The organism is Pseudoalteromonas luteoviolacea, assembly GCF_018100925.1.
GTDB classification, from domain to species: domain Bacteria; phylum Pseudomonadota; class Gammaproteobacteria; order Enterobacterales; family Alteromonadaceae; genus Pseudoalteromonas; species Pseudoalteromonas obscura.
This window is the reverse complement of the sequence record NZ_JAGJEH010000006.1, coordinates 40,904-57,958: the sequence shown is the minus strand read 5'-3', so window position 1 is coordinate 57,958 and position 17,055 is coordinate 40,904. Positions and strand designations below refer to the sequence as shown.

The following is a 17,055-nucleotide window of genomic DNA, read 5'->3' as shown; positions in this document are numbered from 1 at the left end:
CTCGTAATTTAATGAAAAGAATAGTTAAAAGTTAGGAATTTCAGTGGCAAAGCAAATTAAGGCAATTCGTGGCATGAAAGATTGCCTGCCGGGCACGACTCAAATCTGGCAAAAAATTGAAGGGACTTTAAGAGACACAATGGGTGCATTCGGCTATCAGGAAATTCGTTTTCCGGTTGTTGAATCAACAGATCTGTTTAAGCGCTCAATCGGTGAAGTGACCGATATTGTTGAAAAAGAAATGTACACTTTCGAAGATCGTAATAGTGATTCTTTGACTCTGCGTCCGGAAGGGACTGCAGTATGCGTCAGAGCTGGTGTTGAAGGTGGTTTGCTTTACAACCAAGAGCAAAGACTTTGGTATATGGGCCCTATGTTTCGTCGTGAACGCCCGCAAAAAGGCCGTTACCGTCAATTTCACCAATTTGGCGTAGAGACTTTTGGTATCGCGAGTGCTGATATTGACGCTGAAGTGATCATTTTGACTGCACGTCTTTGGAAGTCGTTTGGTATTTCAGATCACGTGCGACTAGAACTAAACTCGTTAGGCTCCAATGAAGCGCGGGCTGCTTACAAAGAAGTGTTGGTTGCGTATTTAGAGCAGCATAAAGATAAATTGGATGAAGACTCCTTACGCCGCATGTATACCAACCCACTGCGTGTTTTAGATAGCAAAAACCCAGATGTGCAGGCAGTTGTTGCGGATGCGCCAAAGCTTTCAGAGCACTTGGATGAAGAATCTGTACAACATTTTGCAAATTTATGTGAACGTTTGGACGCGGCTGGCGTCGAATATCAGGTAAATGAGAACTTGGTACGTGGTTTAGATTATTATAACCGCACTGTATTTGAATGGGTTACCGAGAGTCTAGGTGCTCAAGGGACTGTATGTGCAGGTGGGCGCTACGATGGGTTGGTAGAGCAACTCGGTGGCAAAGGCACACCTGCGGTCGGCTTTGCAATGGGTATGGAGCGTTTAGTATTACTACTAGAAGAGCTCAATAGTGTTGGTGACATTCGCCGCAATGTAGACGTATATGTTGCAGCGATGGGTGATGTTGCTAGCATCAAAGCGCCGGCGATTGCTGAAGAGTTGCGCGATGCGGTACCTGGGCTACGTGTTCAAGTACATGCAGGTGGCGGCAACTTTAAAAAACAACTGAAACGTGCTGATAACAGCGGTGCGGTTGTTGCGCTGATTTTTGGTGAAAATGAAATCGCGAATAATACTGTGACAATTAAGTATTTACGTGAACAAAAAGAACAATTGACCTTACCTATGGCTGAAGCACACACTACTTTGGCCGAGTTGGTAGGGTAAGAGGTTAGAATGGAAATTTATTCAACAGAAGAACAACAAGCTGAAGCAATAAAGAATTTTTTTAGAGAAAACGGGACTTCATTAATTATTGGTGCTGTTTTAGGTCTAGGTGGTTTATATGGCTGGAAAGCGTATAACCAGAATCAAATTTCAACTGCTGAAGCAAGCTCAGAAGCATACAATTCATTGATTGAAAGCGGTGAAGTTCTGTCAAAAAGCGATGCGTTTTTGGCGGAAAATGCGGACTCTAATTACTCGGTATTGGCAGCATTCGTTGCGGCTAGAGAAGCAGTTGAAGCCGGTAAACTAGACCAAGCTGCAACTAAGTTAACCTTTGTTACCGATACAGTTAAAAGCCCAGAGCTAAAAGCAACTGCACAGCTACGTTTAGCGCGTGTACAGGCTGCTCAGGCCAATTATGAACAAGCTTTGAGCACTTTGTCGCAACCAATGCCAGCAGGGTTTACTGCACAAGTAGCTGAAGTGAAAGGTGATATCTATTTATCTCAAGGCGAAAAAAGTAAAGCTCGCGAGCAATATCAAGCTGCAATTGATGCAGATGGCGCAAAAAATAATGCGTTGCTGCAGATTAAATTGGATGACTTGGCAATCGCATCGAACTAAGGAGTAGCCATGAAGAAGTTGGCAATGGCCTCACTGGCATTGTGTATGGCGTCATTAATGGGTTGTTCATCAAGTGACGATGAAGAGGAGTTAGTGCTCCCTGAAATCGTCAATCAATTTGAACCGCAAACAGTTTGGCAAGAGTCGCTAGGAGATGGCGTAGAGCACTATTTCTCGCGATTGACCCCAACTGCACACGATAATCGAATTTTTGCAGCTGAGCGAAAAGGCTTGGTTGCTGCGTACAGTGCAGAAGATGGCGAGCAGCTGTGGGAAATTGATACCCGAAAAGATACCTCAATTTGGCCGTGGGCAGACGATGACTCGGCAAAGTTATCCGGAGGTATTTTGCAGGCGTACGGCAAGATATATATCGGTTCTGAACATGGTGAAGTTATCGCACTGGATCGCGAAAGCGGTGAAGTTGTATGGCGTAAGTCTGTACCTGGTGAAGCTTTATCTTCTCCCAGCGCTGGTGACGGTTTAGTTTATGTCAACTTAGGTTCTGGCAAATTACTTGCGTTGCACCCAGATACAGGTGAAGAACGCTGGAGCTATGAGCAAGAAGTTCCGGCTCTCACGCTTCGAGGGCTAAGCTCACCAACGTCTGCAAATGGCGGTGTTTTGATCGGCGAAGAAAGTGGCAAGCTGAGTGTACTTATCGCTGAAAGTGGGTTTACAGCTTGGAGTGCCGATGTCGCACTTGCGGAAGGCGCCTCTGAATTTGAGCGTTTGGTCGATGTTGATACAAAACCTGTGGTATCCGGTGCGTACGTTTACACGATAGCGTATAATGGCAAACTTGCAGCCATTGATGTGCGTAATGGTAGCGTTGTTTGGGATCGTGAATATAGCAGTTATCGCGATTTGGCCATTGAACTAAATACGATTTACTTGGTAGATAGTGATGGTGTGCTCTATGCTCTAGATAAAGACTCTGGAACAGAGCGCTGGAGCCAAACTGGCCTAAGGGGTTGGTATTTAACGGCACCAGCTGTTGCCGGGAATTATGTTGTTGTTGGTGATCAGGAAGGTAACCTGCACTGGCTTGATAAACAAACTGGTGATTTAGTTTCTCGTCAAGAGTTTGATAGTTCGGGCTTTTTTGTTGAACCCATCGTAGTCGATGATAAGTTGATCGTATACACCCGAGATGGTGAGATCAGTGCGATAAGAATCCCTTAATCATCACTGACGTAAAGGTTTTAGTAAGGCTTCGCACTGCGAAGCCTTTTGTTGTTTAAAGAAGAGGTAGTCTATGCTTCCTGTGATCGCTCTGGTAGGGCGACCAAATGTGGGGAAATCCACATTATTTAATCGTTTAACGCGTACACGAGACGCACTTGTCGCCGATTTCCCTGGCCTAACTCGCGACCGTAAATATGGTCAAGCTGATTATGATGGCTATGAGTTCATTGTAGTAGATACAGGTGGTATCGACGGCAGTGAAGAGGGCATCGAAACGGAAATGGCTGAGCAGTCGCTTCTGGCGATTGAAGAGGCGGACATTGTTTTGTTCTTGGTGGATGCGCGCGCAGGTATGACAGCTGCGGATCAAGCCATTGCGCAACACTTAAGGAAGCAAGAAAAGAAGAGTTTCATCGTTGCAAATAAGACTGACGGCATAGACGCTGATTCAAGCTGTGCGGAGTTTTACCAATTAGCACTGGGTGATATTCATCAAATCGCAGCAGCGCATGGCCGTGGTGTGACTCAATTACTTGATGCAACACTGAGCCCCATCATTTCTGAACTTGCTCAGCAAGATGACGAAATTGCACAAGATGATGACAGTATTGCCGAGCTTTACCTTGAAGGTGAGGAAGCACCTGAAGAAGGAAAAACAGGATTTGAAGACAAGCCTGTTAAGCTGGCAATTATTGGTCGCCCTAATGTTGGAAAATCAACGCTGACAAACCGAATTTTAGGCGAAGAGCGTGTGATTGTTTACGATATGCCAGGCACGACGCGTGATTCAATTTATATTCCAATGACTCGTAATGATCGAGAGTACGTTTTAATTGACACAGCAGGTGTACGTAAGCGTAAAAAAGTCAGTGATGTGGTTGAGAAATTCTCGGTTATTAAGACCTTAAAAGCAATTGAAGATGCAAACGTTATCTTATTGGTTGTTGATGCGCGTGAGGGTATTTCTGATCAAGATTTAAGCCTGTTGGGCTTTGCTTTGAACTCAGGTCGTTCACTGGTTATTGCAGTGAATAAGTGGGATGGGTTAGACAATTACGTGAAAGAGAGGATTAAATCTGAGCTGGATCGTCGTTTAGGCTTTATTGACTTTGCCCGTTTACACTTTATTTCTGCTCTGCATGGCACAGGTGTTGGTCATTTGTTTGAGTCAGTTGATGAAGCTTATGAATCAGCAACGAAACGTGTCAGCACAGCAATGCTGAGACGTATCATGGATATGGCACAAGCCGATCACCAGCCGCCGTTAGTACGTGGTAGACGTGTGAAATTAAAATATGCCCACGCAGGTGGTTACAACCCTCCAAGGATTGTTATTCATGGCAACCAAGTACATGACTTACCGGATAGCTACAAACGCTATCTGATGAACTATTATCGTAAGGCGCTCAATATTATGGGCACGCCGATAAAAATTGAGTTCAGAGAAGGGGATAACCCGTACTCAGGTCGAACAAATAAAATGACGTTGTCACAAAAGCGCAAACTCAGAGCGTTTACTAAAGAGCAACGGAACAAAACATAAAATATGGCGCGTAAAGCGCCATTTTTTTGCTATTTGCCTTAATAGATTCGGTAAAATTTATTTTTTATGTGTAACAGACGATAGGTATTGATTTGTGAGCTAGCCTTTACGCTGCTCATTAATTATGCTTTATTAGTATAAATTTGTTTAACTTATTGTTGTGATGCATTTTCTTAAAACAGTCATTTATGTAGATGATGTCGAAGAAGTCTTAGATTTTTATTTTCAAGCTTTTGGCTTGGGCGCTCACTCAGTAACAGAGAATGGTGATTATGGTGAGTTAGACACCGGAACAGTTTTGCTGGCTTTTGCGACACACCCTGTTGCCCAATCCCAATTTAAACAAAATTATATTCGCTCTCAGCCAAAGCAGCCAGCTTTGGGTTTTGAATTGACACTTGGTTGTGAAAATGTGTCTAGCAGTTACGATAAAGCCGTTGCAGCAGGGGCTGAGCCTTTGTGTGCTCCATGCCAAAAAGGCGTACATATACAGGCATATGTACGCGCTATAGAGGGGACGCTAATCGCGTTAGTCAGCGAGAGCGCGAGCTAGACTGACTGGCTCGATTTCAATACATACGTTATCGTTATTCCAGTTGATACCAACCAGTGCACTGTCATCCCTTAAGTCTTCTACCCACTCATCTAGGAAAGTATCTAGACCAATTTCAATGGGTTTAAACTCTTCCCACTCGTCCTTGCACTGCTCTTGCGCTGCGGATTCGTCGCTCCAGAGTAGTAACACGTCTGATTCTTCAAACTGATTGGATTCCACAATCACAAAGCCGCCATCTTCCGCACCCAGTGCCCATAACTGTTCACTCTGTTTAACAACGGTGACAAAGTTGACTACTTCTGACTCTAATTCAAGATCATTCATATTATTTACCAGTATAAAATTAACTGCGCGGATCCGTTGCTTGAGCATATTTGTTGTCTTGCCAGCTCTCTAGATGATTTAACAGCCCTTCGTGATTGTTAAGATCGGCTAGATTTCTGAATCGGATCCAGTCTAACAGGCAGTATAAACTGATCTGCAAATACTCGCAGTTCAAAAATACATCTGTTGTGCATTGTCTATCTAAATGGGTCAATGTTTCAGTTATACGTTCGCGTTGTAAATTAAAAAACAACACATCCGCCTTTGTATCTAACCCTGAGCGTTCGCCTAGCAGTATCTCGACCAGTGAATCGTTGCAGGCATTGATAGTTGTTAGTAAGTTTTCCTGCTCCCAGTTTAAATGGGGTAATGAGTACTTCGTTTGCAAGTATCTGGCTATTACATTGGAATCACATATGGTGTTTTCACCACAAATTAAAAAGGGAATTTTACGTGCAGGGTTGTGCCTGATAAGGGTTTCCCGTTCTTCAGCGTTAAATATATCAATGGCCTTATAATCCACTGTGAGATTATGCATTGCGCAGTATATTCTTAATCTTCTGACGTAAGGTGATGTATTGGAGCCATATAAAATCAAAGTGTGTTCCCTCATTAGTTTTAGTGACTATGAGTGTAGCATGTCATCAGCTGAATTTAAGAACGTTATATTTGGAAAGGCTAACAACGAATGAAACTGGTGAGGGCTGTAAGTTAGGGTAGTAGACAATGTAACTCCTACCCTAGATGATGTTAATCTTGTCGACTCGTGACTTCTAATAGGTGATAGCCAAATTGTGTTTGTACAGGCCCTTGAACTTCGTTTAGCGGTGCAGAAAATACAACCTTATCGAATTCAGGTACCATCATGCCAGGTCCAAATTCTCCAAGTGCACCGCCGTCTTGTCCAGAGGGACAATTAGAAAACTCTTTGGCTAGATCCGCAAAGTCTTCCCCACTTGCGATACGTTGTTTAAGCTCCAAGCATTGCGCCTCGCTGTCTACTAAAATATGTCTTGCACTTGCTAATGTCATCTTCTCTCCATGCCTTGCCTGATTTTTATTCATACCTTATTCTAATGCAAAAGTGGTAAAAGCGCATGCTTTTACCTGATTTGCTTTTCAATTGCCGTAGAGAGCTCTGCTGATAATGGTTTTGTGCGGCTGCCAAAGCGCTGTATTTCTTTTCTATCCGCAGAAACAAGATATTTGTAAAAATTCCATTTTGGAGAGCCAACTTGTTCGCCCAAATGTTTAAAAACTGGATTGGCATCACTGCCTCTTACAGGGCTTGTTGCAAGCATAGTAAAGGTAACGCCGTAATTTACAAAGCATACTTTGGCCGTATCTGCTTCATCATTTTCTTCTTGGAAAAAGTCATCTGATGGAAACCCGAGTACCACAAGACCTTGATCTTTATATTTTTGATGTAGAGCTTCAAGATCTTTAAATTGCCCGGTGAAGCCACAGTTACTAGCAGTGTTTACTATGAGCAATGGTTTATTTTTAAACTGACATAAATCGACAGTGTCTTTTGAGCGCAACTTTCTCAGTTCGACAGCGGTAAAGTCGTCGCATTGAGCAAAGGCAAGTGGATTGCTTAGTGCAAATATAAGGCTTAAAATTGTCTTTTTTAACATGGCTAATTCCGTTGTTTATTTTTTTTACGTGCGTCGAAAGAAATAGTTCATCTTTTGTTAGCAATTTAACGACTGTTAAATAAGCGTGTTTCACTGTGCCAACAATTGTGGCGCAATCCATTGGAGCTACACGCCTTTTTATACAACAGAGGTTATCACAAAACTTGATAAAGAGTGATTGCTCTATAGTTTGCGACGGACAAATAGGTAGTGCCTGATTGATACCAAGATACAGCGCTCGCGCGACTGCTTTTTTTTCGTAAACATCCCTTCTTTTTGATTAGTGTAATGATTGTTATAAATTGAACTACACTAAGCTGTACCATGGACAAAGGGTATAGCTATGACAAATAAAGTATTGATCATAGACAGCAATAGTGTTCTAGCAATGCGTATTAAAGTACTGTTCGAGCTACTGGGGAGTGAAGTGGAGCACATACATTATGAAAACCTAGACAATCAGACTTGTTTCGCTCACTTTGATGTTATTGCTATTGCTCACGGGATCCCGCCTGAGTATTTTGAAATTTTAGATGTGCTGAGTCAGCATGAAAAAATCATCCTTTTGGCCCCAAAGCCAGAAAATTCTGAACACCTGAGTGCTTTTAGTCAGTTAAACCGCGTATTGTCAAATGCAATTGTGATTTACCCATTTTTTGGCAATAAAGAGATTACAGGCTTGCTAGAACGGGTAATGGAAATTGGTGAGCAGGCGCAATTACTGCTGCCCAAAGTACTATTGGTTGATCATGTTCCTACGCGGCTCAAGCAATTGTCGGTGAGCCTCACCGGCGCTCAATTGGATGTGAAAACTGCAAGTAATGCACATGAAGCTGGGTTATTAGCGAAAGAGCACAGCTTTGATTTGCTTATCTGTGATTTTAACTTGCAAGAAGAAACTGGGCTGGACGTTTTCGAACAAGTGAGAAGCTACCATATTAACTGTCGTTGTCTATTAATGACATCAAGAGAGAGCCAAGTTGATACATTAAAAGCGATCCGACAGGGGGTTGAAGATGTGCTGACTAAGCCTGTTGATGAGAATGCATTATTACAGTCGTTGCATAAACTTTGGCAAACAGAGCTGTTAAGGCGCCACAACCAAGAATTGGTGGAGCGTTTGCAAGATACCGTTGATGCATTGATCGAGCGTGATAGCTTACTGCGGGTCATCTATAAGCACACCCCAGATCCGATTATGCTTTTTAACTTAAAAGGGTTCGTAATTGAAGCGAATGACGCCTGTTTAAATTTGTTTGGTCTCAATGCGGAGCAGCTTGAGTCTCACTCAATCTTTAATTTATTTGAGCGTCAGTCCGTAGAGGCCTTAAAAAACCGAATTGAAGCTGGTTTGATGGCAAGGCATTTTGACTGTGACTTAGTACTACCTAGACCTGATGGACTCTCGGTTCCTCTAATGGGTACGTTTATTGAAATTGACCATCATGGAGAGATCGGGCTGGCGGCGATTTTCAAAAACGTCGCGCATTTGAAGCGTAAACAGCAGCTGCTAGAGGAAGCCAAAGAAGTGTTGGAAGCGGAAGTTCAGGCAAGAACCGCACAATTGCAATCTGCGAAAGAAGCAGCAGAGCGCGCGAATATTAGTAAATCTGAGTTTTTAGCAAATATGTCCCATGAATTGCGCACTCCAATGCATTCTATTTTGAGCTTCGCGCGCTTTGGTCTTGATAAATTGGCAGCAAATGAAGCCCCAATTGAAAAGCTCACCAAGTATTTATCAAGGATCGAAACCAGTGGTGAAAGGCTGCTTTTATTACTCAACAATTTACTCGACTTATCAAAATTGGATGCGGGGCGTTTTCCTTTTAATCCCAGTGTTCATAATTTCACCGCCATTCTCGCAGAGGGAGTCGAGGATGTATCTGGCTTAGCGATGAAAAAGTGCATTTCTATTAATTTGCATGCCCAAGAAAGTGGACTAGAAGTTTTATGCGATAGAGATCAAATGGTTCAAGTGGTTAGAAATCTATTGGGCAATGCGCTTAAATTCAGCCCAGAAAATAGTCAGGTGCAAGTATATCTTTCCAACAATGTGGATACATTAAACCTGACGATTTGCGATCAAGGGGTTGGTATTCCCAAAGATGAGTTGGAACACATATTTGATAAATTTGCGCAAAGTAGCAAGACCAATAGTGGTGCAGGGGGAACCGGTTTAGGTCTTGCTATTTGCAAAGAGTTCATTCTTTTGCACAAAGGGTGTATTTATGCGCGAAATGGCGATAGTGGTGGCGCTGAATTCGTAATTGAATTGCCCTATGGTCAGGGCAACTAGCGACAAGTTAAATCCCCGACTATAACTATATGGAAAGAGCACAAGGAAATTAAATCATGGCACTACAACGAATTTTAGCAGTGGACGATGAACCATTTAATCTCGAAATCATTGAAGAAATTTTAGAAGATCTTGACTTTGAAATCATGACCGCAATCAGCGGGCAAGAGTGTCTGGAAGTTGTTGAGTCCTTTGACCCCCAAGTGATTCTACTGGATGTTAGCATGCCTCAAATGAGTGGCTACGAAGTGTGTCGGGAAATCAAAGCTAATCCCAACTTACAGCATATTATCGTTATGTTTGTATCGGCGCGAGGATCTGTTGAAGAGCGTATGGAGGGGTACTCTGTTGGCGCCGAAGACTATATTGTAAAACCGTTTGGTCACAGTGAACTAAAAGCAAAACTGTTGCATTTAGGGCAGATGTTATTAGAAAAAGATATTCTAGAGCAGCAAGTAGAAGATGCGACAACCACTGCATTTAGCGCGATGGCAACAAGTAGTGAAATGGGGCAAATTGTCAATTTTGTTGAGCAAGTAGGTAATATTCAAGATGTGTCCGAGCTTGCAAATGCATTGATCAGCTGTCTCGCCAATTTTGGTTTGAGCTGTAATATTGAAATGCGCGTCAGTGGTGAAAGGCAACACTTTGCTTCTACTGGCTTGTGTTCACCAATCGTAATGGAGTTGTTCGAAATTTTGCATTCAAAAGGACGGCTACATGAATTTACGAATAGAATACTGGTTAACTATGAATTGCTAAGCGTACTTATCCTCAATATGCCGTCTGAGGATCCAGACAAACACGGTCGTATTCGAGATCATATATGTTTTATTGTGAGTGTTACAGAGCAACAGCTGCTATCAATTTTGACCAAAGACACTTTGATAAATCAACAGCGAGAGTTAAATGGGGCAATCAAAACCATTCATAGCAAATTTTCCGGTTTACTGTCTATGCTCAACAACAACCGCTCGCAAAATGAAGCAATCTTTAAACGCCTTCAAGAATTGTTTGAATCTCGCATTCCATCAATGGGGTTAGATGAAGATCAAGAGGTATTTATTTTTACGCATATTGATGAAGCAATTCAGAGCTCTGTGGCCAGAGAAGAGGCAATCGCTCAAGTGAAAGAAGCGTTTGCCGAAATAGAACATGACCTGTGTACGCTCACACGAGATGACTCTTAAAGCAGAATTAAAGCTTACTAAGCATCTCTTGGTAAGCCTTTTTCTACGATCCGTATTAGTCGTGCTTTTTTTCGCTCGTCGTGGTGCTTTTTATGTTGCTGTGCCAGTGCCCAATGAATATGCTCTTGAACTAGTTCACTAACAAGGTGCAGCTTGTTGTTAAGTGCTGTGACGATCTGCTCATCGTAATTTGCATTGCCAAGCCCTACAGCAAGGTTGCGTAGCCATCGCTCGTGACCTATGCGCCGAATAGGGCTTCCTTCAGTGTTTTTTAAAAAAGTATTTTCATCCCACGCGAACAGTTCAAGCAGTTCTCTATCTTTTAAGGTTTTTCTTGGGTGAAAATCAGCTTCTTCGGTTAGCTGGCCGAATCGGTTCCAAGGGCAGACGAGTTGACAGTCATCGCAGCCATAAACGCGATTGCCCAGTAAGGGGCGAAATTCTTCCGGGATCGCACCTTGTAATTCAATGGTGAGGTAGGAGATGCAGCGTCTTGCATCGACGACATAGGGTTCGACAATTGCGCCTGTTGGGCACAAGCTGATACAGGCGTTGCACTTGCCACATCCCTCTTCAACCTTGTTGTTATCTGGAGGCAGTGGTAAATCGACAAAAAGCTCGCCAAGAAAAAACCAAGAACCGGCTTGTTTATGAATGAGCAAACTATTTTTACCTCGCCAGCCAAGGCCCGCCTTTTCGGCAATTTGCCGTTCTAATACGGGGGCTGAGTCAACAAATGGACGAAACCCGTATTGGCCAACTTCTTGTTCGATCCTCTGGCCTAGTTTCTTTAAACGGTTTCGCAGCACTTTGTGGTAATCACGACCCAAGGCATAGCGGCTGATATAGGCTGTCGTGCTGTTTTTAAGTGCTTTGGCAAAGCTGGCATCAGGTGGAAGGTAATTCATTTTTACCGATACGATACTTTTGGTGCCTGGGACTAATTCTGCCGGTCGTGCTCGCTTCATTCCGTGTGCCGCCATATACTCCATTTCACCGTGATAGCCTAAATCAAGCCATCGCTGGAGTTGTTTTTCATGCTCACTCAGGTCTATATCGGTGATCCCTACCTCTGCAAATCCTAATTCTTTGCCCCAACACTTAATTTTTTCGGCAAGTTCAGTATAGTTAATAGTAGGTATGGCTTTATTCACGGACTGTCTATTTTGCAAGGTCAATACACGCATAATTTACCACAAATTGCTTATTGCGCCCAAGAAGTAAAGCTGCATGAAGAACAAGCAGCTTTAAATTCGGGTACAACGCTCAGTGAGCTGATGCAGCGAGCTGGTCACGCTTTATTTGAACTTGTACGCAATAAAGCGGTTAAAAATATTCTGATTTTCACCGGTAAGGGGAACAATGCGGGTGATGGGTTTATGCTTGCAAAGCGCTGCTTGCATGCGCAAATCAATGTCACCGTGTGCGCATTGTTTGAACCCTCCTTACTCAAAGGGGATGCAGGGGAGGCCTATCAGCTGTTCTGTCGAAGCGGTGGACGGGTCGTTGCTCTGCGCTCATGTATAGACCGAGACTTTGACGCAATAGTAGATGCCGTATTTGGGACTGGGTTTAGAGGTGAGCTACCCGACTCAGTAAAAGAGGCGTTTGGCCAGTTCAAATCCAGTAAAGCTTGGAAACTGGCTGTCGATATTCCCAGTGGGGTAAATGGATCGACCGCAGAAGTCGCGCCAGACAGCTTTGATGCGGATACAACGCTGACTTTTATCGCATTGAAGCAAGGGATGCTCACAGGCAGTGCAGCAAGTTTATGTGGAGAATTGTTGTTGGCGGATTTAGGGATTGCCCAAGCATTTGAGGATTTATCCCATACTAACTGCTGTTATCCAGGGGGCAAATACCTGCATTCTCTGAAACCAAAACGAAGCCCAGATAGTTATAAAAATCAGTGTGGTCACGTTTTATTAGTCGGCGGAGGAAAAGGGATGGCCGGAGCAATTCGGTTGGCTGCTGAAGCGTGTTTGCGTACTGGTGCAGGCTTGGTGAGCGTAGCAACTCACCCTGACAATCAAGCGACAGTGTTAAACGGGCGATATGAATTGATGGTTCATGGCATCTCTTTACCTAAAGAGTTAGATGCCTTGCTTGATAAAGCTGATGTCGTTGTAATCGGCCCGGGGCTGGGTCAAGATGCTTGGGCAAAGAAAATGTACGCTGCGGTTAAAAACTTCAAAGGGCTGGTTGTCTGTGATGCAGATGGCTTGAACTTACTTGCGCAATCTCACCTTCCATGGCATCGTGCAATATTAACTCCCCATTTTGGGGAAGCTCGGCGCTTGCTAGGTAATACCACGCTAAATATGTCAAAACGCTTTGAAATGGCTGAACAATTGAGTAAGGAATATGCAGCATGTATTGTCCTCAAAGGGCCTGGCAGTTTAATTGTTGATGGCAAACGAATAAATATTAACCGCTCAGGGTGTTCTGCAATGGCCAGTGCTGGGATGGGTGATGTATTATCTGGTATAATCGCGGGTTTATTGGCACAGGGCCTCAGCCGTTATGAAGCGGCGACGCTTGGTGTGTATATTCATGGTCTTGCAGCAGAGCAAGCCGCTCGCGATGGGCATCTTGGAATGCTAGCGAGTGATTTATTTGACCATATTAGAGGTATTATGGGATGAGCCAAAACAGTACTTTAACGCTTTCTCTTGGTGATGAAGAAGCAACCGTCGAGCTTGGGCGCAGGCTTGCCTCTTCAATTATTGAGGGCGCCGTATTTTATATGCACGGCGATTTAGGTGCTGGTAAAACCACGATGACTCGGGGCATTGTGCAGGGGTTAGGACATACAGGTAACGTGAAGAGCCCAACTTATACGCTGGTTGAGCCATATGAGTTACCTTCAAAAGCAGTGTACCATTTTGATTTATATCGACTTGGTGATCCTGAAGAGCTCGAGTTCATGGGTATCCGAGATTACTTTGCTGCAAATGCTGTTTGTATTGTAGAGTGGCCAGAAAAGGGTGAGGGATTTATTCCTAATCCAGACATTGATATTTATCTAGCTTATGAGGGTGATGCAAGAACGGTTACGCTCAAAGCACATAGTGAACGTGGAATACAAGTATTATTAGCTATCAGTAGTTATGCGTAGCGTACATATCAAATATATTCATTTTATAACTATGTGTGTGCTGCTGATGTTCGCAGCACAAACAGTTGCTAAAAATACTATTAAAAATGTGCGTATTAGCCCATCAGCAGAGAGTACTCGGGTGGTATTCGATCTATCTAAAAAGCCCGATTTTAGTTACTTTGTGCTGCAAAAACCTTTGCGATTAGTGGTCGACTTTGAAAATACTAAACGCCTACCAAAACTGCCCACAATCCCCAAAAGCCATCGTGTTATCAGTAAAATTCGCTACAGCACACCTAAAAAGCGTTCCAGCACTCGAGTCGTTTTTGAATTGAATCGACCTACTAAACCGGTGATTTTTGCATTGGCTCCGACGGGCAAGAGCTCAGACCGGTTGGTGGTTGACCTTTATGGTCAGAAAAAGCCAGTTGCGACAAAGTCTGCAAGTAAGAAGCGCAATGTAAAGCGTGACCGCGATATTATTGTCGCCATAGATGCCGGGCATGGTGGCCAAGATCCGGGATCTATCGGCCCTACGGGGACATACGAGAAGCACATTACACTGCAAATAGCCAAAAGGCTTGAGCGTTTGATAAATAAGCAACCGGGAATGAAAGCACAGCTTACACGCTCTGGTGACTATTTTCTTAAATTGAATACCCGTACCGCAAAGGCGAGAAAAAAGCGTGCAGACTTTTTTGTTTCAATTCACGCTGATGCGTTTTCTAGCCCACGACCGAGAGGTGCATCTGTATGGACCCTTTCGCTGCGCAGAGCTAACTCTGAAATAGGTAAGTGGCTAGAGAACAGGGAAAAACAGTCACAATTATTAGGAGGGGCTGCCGGGGTACTTAAGGATACCGAAAATGAAAAGTATCTAGCTAAAACACTGTTAGATATGTCTATGGATCACTCTATGAAAACAGGTTTTCAAGTTGCGGAGCAAGTTGTGGGGGAGCTGCAAAAAGTAGCTAAATTACATAAAAAAAGACCACAGGCTGCAAATTTTGGTGTGCTGAAATCGCCAGATATTCCCTCTATTCTGGTTGAGACTGGGTTCATTTCGAATCCGCAAGAAGAGAAACAATTGAAAACCGCGTACCACCAACAGCGATTAGCCAATGCTGTTTTTGTTGCTATTAAACGGTATTATCAGAAGAATCCACCTGATGACTCTTTATTTGCACGGTTAAAAGAAAAGAAACCATTACATCACAAGGTTAGAAGAGGCGAGTCACTCAGTGTACTGGCTGCGAGATATGGTACGACGGTGTCCGCGTTAAAGCGGGCTAATAGATTAAAAAATAATATTTTACATGTCGGTCAAGTGTTGACGATTCCAAAGGCGTAAAAATGGCAATTGAAATCTTACCAGCGCGGCTAGCTAACCAAATTGCTGCTGGTGAAGTGGTCGAGCGACCTGCTTCTGTTGTAAAAGAATTGGTAGAAAACAGCATTGATGCTGGGGCTAACCGGATCCAAATAGAAATTGAACGAGGCGGACACAAGCTGATCCGTATTCGTGACAATGGGTCGGGCATTAATAAAGACGAATTGGCTTTGGCCTTATCTCGACATGCCACCAGTAAACTTAAGAACTTAGATGATCTTGAAGCAATTGCTTCATTGGGTTTTAGAGGGGAGGCGTTGGCCTCGATAAGCTCAGTTTCGAGGTTAACGCTGAGCTCGAAACCAGCATCTCAAGATACAGCATGGCAAGCTTGCGCAGAGGGGCGAGATATGGCTGTGCAAGTACAGCCGACGGCACACCCTGATGGGACGACTATTGAAGTTAAAGATTTATTTTTTAATACGCCTGCACGAAGAAAGTTCCTGCGAACTGAAAAAACAGAGTTTAGCCATATTGATGAGCTAGTGAAAAGGATAGCGCTAAGTCGGTTTGATGTTGCAATCACGTTGACCCACAATCAGAAAGTAGTGCGACAGTATCGTGCAAAGCAGGACTCTCGGAGTATTGAGCGCGTGGCGCAGGTTGCGGGCAAGGTATTTCAACGCGAGGCCAGTTTCATAGAATCTGGGTATGAAGGTTTAGAGTTGTATGGCTGGGTGTTACCAGTAGGCAGCAATCCCCAACCACAGTATACCTATGTAAATGGTCGAATGATGCGTGATAAGTTGATCTTACATGCGATTAGACAGGCTTTCGAAGAGGCCACCGGGAGCCAAGAGACACCTGGGTTTGTCATTTATTTAGAGTTGGATCCTAGGCAAGTGGATGTGAATGTTCACCCCGCAAAACACGAGGTTAGATTTCATCAAGCGCGGTTGGTTCATGACTTTATTGTGCAGGCGATCAAACAGGTTGTTGAACCCAGCTCTGTGCAATTGCCATACGCCGAACACCCCCCCCAAGTTGAACCGATTTTGGAGAAGGGCGGATCGGGTACTGAGCATAACCAAGGGGATGTGCATCAGTCGTATAGGACTCCACTTCGCCAAGAACGTGCACAAGTAACAGAGCCTAGTTTATTTAGTGATCGGCAAATCAAGCCTGATTATCACAATAACACTTATTCTTCAGATAGAATCAACCAATCTAGTAGCTCAGCTTCTAGAGTAAGCAGTGGTTCAGTGTCGGGTCATAAAAAACAGGTTAACGTAAATCAGCTTTATCAAGCATTCACAACTGAGGCTGCAGAGCGTCCTGTAAAACATTCGCCACCAGAACATAATGCTTCTAACAGGGAATCTGATGGGGTTCAAAAGGTTGAGCAAACTCAGTGGATGGCTTTGCCTGAAGGCGCTATTTTATTACAAAGTGACGAAGGGTTAATGCTCTCTCATGGCAGAGAGGGACTTTGTGCTATGTGGCTAGAACAAATTGAAACCGATGGCACATTATTGGGGAAAGCACTGTTGCTCCCTGTACGTGTTAGTCATACTAAACAAGAGTCGCAGGTATTAGAAAAAATTAATTCTTGGCTGACGTTATTAGGATTCGAGCTAGTTTTTCAAGATGCCCATGTGATGGTTAAAAAGTTGCCAGTCTGTTTATACAGTTTAGATGTAGCCCAGTGTGTATCGCAATTGGTTGAAACCTGCTGCGAACAAGAAAGTCAGGTAAATGAATTGCATTTTTGGCTTGAGTGGCTACTGAAAAATACCCCTTCAGGGTACTTTCGTTCACAGCATTTTGCTCTAGTTCGTGAAAAAATGCTAAAAAAACAGAAAAGCAGAGCAGCAATTACGGCAAAAGCCGTTAAAATAGACCCCAATTATATTTTAGATTTGTTACCAAAAGGGTATTAGTTTGCA

Annotated in this window: 16 protein-coding genes; 11 read left to right on the top strand and 5 right to left on the bottom strand. The window is 43.6% G+C overall.

The annotated features are described in order from the left end of the window. Nucleotides 1–43: 43 nt before the first annotated feature. The 5 genes from hisS to J8M00_RS13830 all read left to right on the top strand — a co-directional run bounded on the left by hisS (nt 44) and on the right by J8M00_RS13830 (nt 5,229). Nucleotides 44–1,321, top strand: coding sequence for a histidine--tRNA ligase (gene hisS / locus J8M00_RS13850; RefSeq protein ID WP_211011024.1), 1,278 nt, complete (start codon nt 44–46; stop codon nt 1,319–1,321). A 9-nt stretch (nt 1,322–1,330) separates the two neighbouring features. Further along, the gene (locus J8M00_RS13845) at nt 1,331–1,945 is read left to right on the top strand and encodes a YfgM family protein (protein WP_211011022.1); all 615 of its coding nucleotides are present in this window, start codon (nt 1,331–1,333) and stop codon (nt 1,943–1,945) included. Nucleotides 1,946–1,954: 9 nt separating this feature from the next. After that, nucleotides 1,955–3,130, top strand: a complete 1,176-nt coding sequence (gene bamB, locus J8M00_RS13840) for an outer membrane protein assembly factor BamB (protein WP_211011020.1) — start codon at nt 1,955–1,957, stop codon at nt 3,128–3,130. Between the two features lie 73 nt (nt 3,131–3,203). Continuing rightward, nucleotides 3,204–4,676 (top strand): ribosome biogenesis GTPase Der, encoded by a 1,473-nt coding sequence (der, locus tag J8M00_RS13835; protein ID WP_211011018.1) that lies wholly within the window; start codon nt 3,204–3,206, stop codon nt 4,674–4,676. A gap of 163 nt (nt 4,677–4,839) precedes the next feature. Then, on the top strand, nt 4,840–5,229 hold the full coding sequence (locus J8M00_RS13830) for a VOC family protein (protein ID WP_211011016.1): 390 nt from the start codon (nt 4,840–4,842) through the stop codon (nt 5,227–5,229). Here J8M00_RS13830 and J8M00_RS13825 read toward each other — a convergent pair. From J8M00_RS13825 to J8M00_RS13810, 4 genes are all read right to left on the bottom strand, one after another. Then, nucleotides 5,206–5,556: a DUF2750 domain-containing protein gene (locus tag J8M00_RS13825; protein WP_036976436.1), complete on the bottom strand. Its 351-nt coding sequence runs from the start codon at nt 5,554–5,556 to the stop codon at nt 5,206–5,208. The two genes, J8M00_RS13830 and J8M00_RS13825, sit on opposite strands and share 24 nt — an antisense overlap. A gap of 19 nt (nt 5,557–5,575) precedes the next feature. Next, nucleotides 5,576–6,154, bottom strand: a complete 579-nt coding sequence (locus J8M00_RS13820; RefSeq protein WP_211011014.1) for a glutathione S-transferase family protein — start codon at nt 6,152–6,154, stop codon at nt 5,576–5,578. Between the two features lie 152 nt (nt 6,155–6,306). After that, nucleotides 6,307–6,588 carry a peptidylprolyl isomerase gene (locus J8M00_RS13815; protein WP_023399894.1) on the bottom strand — a complete coding sequence of 94 codons (282 nt, stop codon included), beginning with the start codon at nt 6,586–6,588 and terminating at the stop codon, nt 6,307–6,309. A gap of 71 nt (nt 6,589–6,659) precedes the next feature. Then, entirely contained in the window at nt 6,660–7,193 is a 534-nt protein-coding gene (locus tag J8M00_RS13810; protein WP_211011012.1) for a glutathione peroxidase, read from the bottom strand. A gap of 343 nt (nt 7,194–7,536) precedes the next feature. Between J8M00_RS13810 and J8M00_RS13805 the strand changes: the two genes are divergently transcribed. Together J8M00_RS13805 and J8M00_RS13800 are read left to right on the top strand one after the other, a co-directional pair. Beyond that, nucleotides 7,537–9,489 carry an ATP-binding protein gene (locus J8M00_RS13805; protein WP_211011010.1) on the top strand — a complete coding sequence of 651 codons (1,953 nt, stop codon included), beginning with the start codon at nt 7,537–7,539 and terminating at the stop codon, nt 9,487–9,489. Between the two features lie 56 nt (nt 9,490–9,545). Further along, the gene (locus J8M00_RS13800) at nt 9,546–10,679 is read left to right on the top strand and encodes a response regulator (RefSeq protein WP_211011008.1); all 1,134 of its coding nucleotides are present in this window, start codon (nt 9,546–9,548) and stop codon (nt 10,677–10,679) included. Nucleotides 10,680–10,696: 17 nt separating this feature from the next. On the opposite strand, the gene queG is transcribed toward J8M00_RS13800, so the two are convergent. Next, on the bottom strand, nt 10,697–11,866 hold the full coding sequence (gene queG / locus J8M00_RS13795; RefSeq protein ID WP_211011006.1) for a tRNA epoxyqueuosine(34) reductase QueG: 1,170 nt from the start codon (nt 11,864–11,866) through the stop codon (nt 10,697–10,699). Between queG and J8M00_RS13790 the strand changes: the two genes are divergently transcribed. Genes J8M00_RS13790 through mutL form a run of 4 tightly spaced genes read left to right on the top strand, consistent with a single transcriptional unit; the run spans nt 11,846 to nt 17,049 of the window. Further along, nucleotides 11,846–13,324 carry an NAD(P)H-hydrate dehydratase gene (locus tag J8M00_RS13790; protein WP_211011004.1) on the top strand — a complete coding sequence of 493 codons (1,479 nt, stop codon included), beginning with the start codon at nt 11,846–11,848 and terminating at the stop codon, nt 13,322–13,324. The two genes, queG and J8M00_RS13790, sit on opposite strands and share 21 nt — an antisense overlap. Further along, a complete protein-coding gene (gene tsaE / locus J8M00_RS13785) occupies nt 13,321–13,797 on the top strand; it encodes a tRNA (adenosine(37)-N6)-threonylcarbamoyltransferase complex ATPase subunit type 1 TsaE (protein WP_211011002.1) in 477 nt (158 codons plus the stop codon). The genes J8M00_RS13790 and tsaE overlap by 4 nt, the downstream gene beginning before the upstream one ends. Continuing rightward, entirely contained in the window at nt 13,790–15,130 is a 1,341-nt protein-coding gene (locus tag J8M00_RS13780; RefSeq protein WP_211011000.1) for an N-acetylmuramoyl-L-alanine amidase, read from the top strand. The genes tsaE and J8M00_RS13780 overlap by 8 nt, the downstream gene beginning before the upstream one ends. Nucleotides 15,131–15,132: 2 nt before the next feature. Then, complete coding sequence (gene mutL, locus J8M00_RS13775) at nt 15,133–17,049, top strand: DNA mismatch repair endonuclease MutL (protein WP_211010998.1); 1,917 nt, start codon at nt 15,133–15,135, stop codon at nt 17,047–17,049. Nucleotides 17,050–17,055 lie beyond the last annotated feature (6 nt).

Excerpts from the sequence above, each read along its gene's own strand:
- tsaE (WP_211011002.1), top strand. The coding sequence starts at position 13,321 with ATGAGCCAAAACAGTACTTTAACGCTTTCTCTTGGTGATGAAGAAGCA.
- queG (WP_211011006.1), bottom strand. The coding sequence starts at position 11,866 with ATGCGTGTATTGACCTTGCAAAATAGACAGTCCGTGAATAAAGCCATA.
- J8M00_RS13805 (WP_211011010.1), top strand. The coding sequence starts at position 7,537 with ATGACAAATAAAGTATTGATCATAGACAGCAATAGTGTTCTAGCAATG.
- J8M00_RS13780 (WP_211011000.1), top strand. The coding sequence starts at position 13,790 with ATGCGTAGCGTACATATCAAATATATTCATTTTATAACTATGTGTGTG.
- bamB (WP_211011020.1), top strand. The coding sequence starts at position 1,955 with ATGAAGAAGTTGGCAATGGCCTCACTGGCATTGTGTATGGCGTCATTA.
- der (WP_211011018.1), top strand. The coding sequence starts at position 3,204 with ATGCTTCCTGTGATCGCTCTGGTAGGGCGACCAAATGTGGGGAAATCC.
- J8M00_RS13810 (WP_211011012.1), bottom strand. The coding sequence starts at position 7,193 with ATGTTAAAAAAGACAATTTTAAGCCTTATATTTGCACTAAGCAATCCA.
- J8M00_RS13830 (WP_211011016.1), top strand. The coding sequence starts at position 4,840 with ATGCATTTTCTTAAAACAGTCATTTATGTAGATGATGTCGAAGAAGTC.
- J8M00_RS13845 (WP_211011022.1), top strand. The coding sequence starts at position 1,331 with ATGGAAATTTATTCAACAGAAGAACAACAAGCTGAAGCAATAAAGAAT.
- J8M00_RS13825 (WP_036976436.1), bottom strand. The coding sequence starts at position 5,556 with ATGAATGATCTTGAATTAGAGTCAGAAGTAGTCAACTTTGTCACCGTT.
- mutL (WP_211010998.1), top strand. The coding sequence starts at position 15,133 with ATGGCAATTGAAATCTTACCAGCGCGGCTAGCTAACCAAATTGCTGCT.
- J8M00_RS13815 (WP_023399894.1), bottom strand. The coding sequence starts at position 6,588 with ATGACATTAGCAAGTGCAAGACATATTTTAGTAGACAGCGAGGCGCAA.
- J8M00_RS13800 (WP_211011008.1), top strand. The coding sequence starts at position 9,546 with ATGGCACTACAACGAATTTTAGCAGTGGACGATGAACCATTTAATCTC.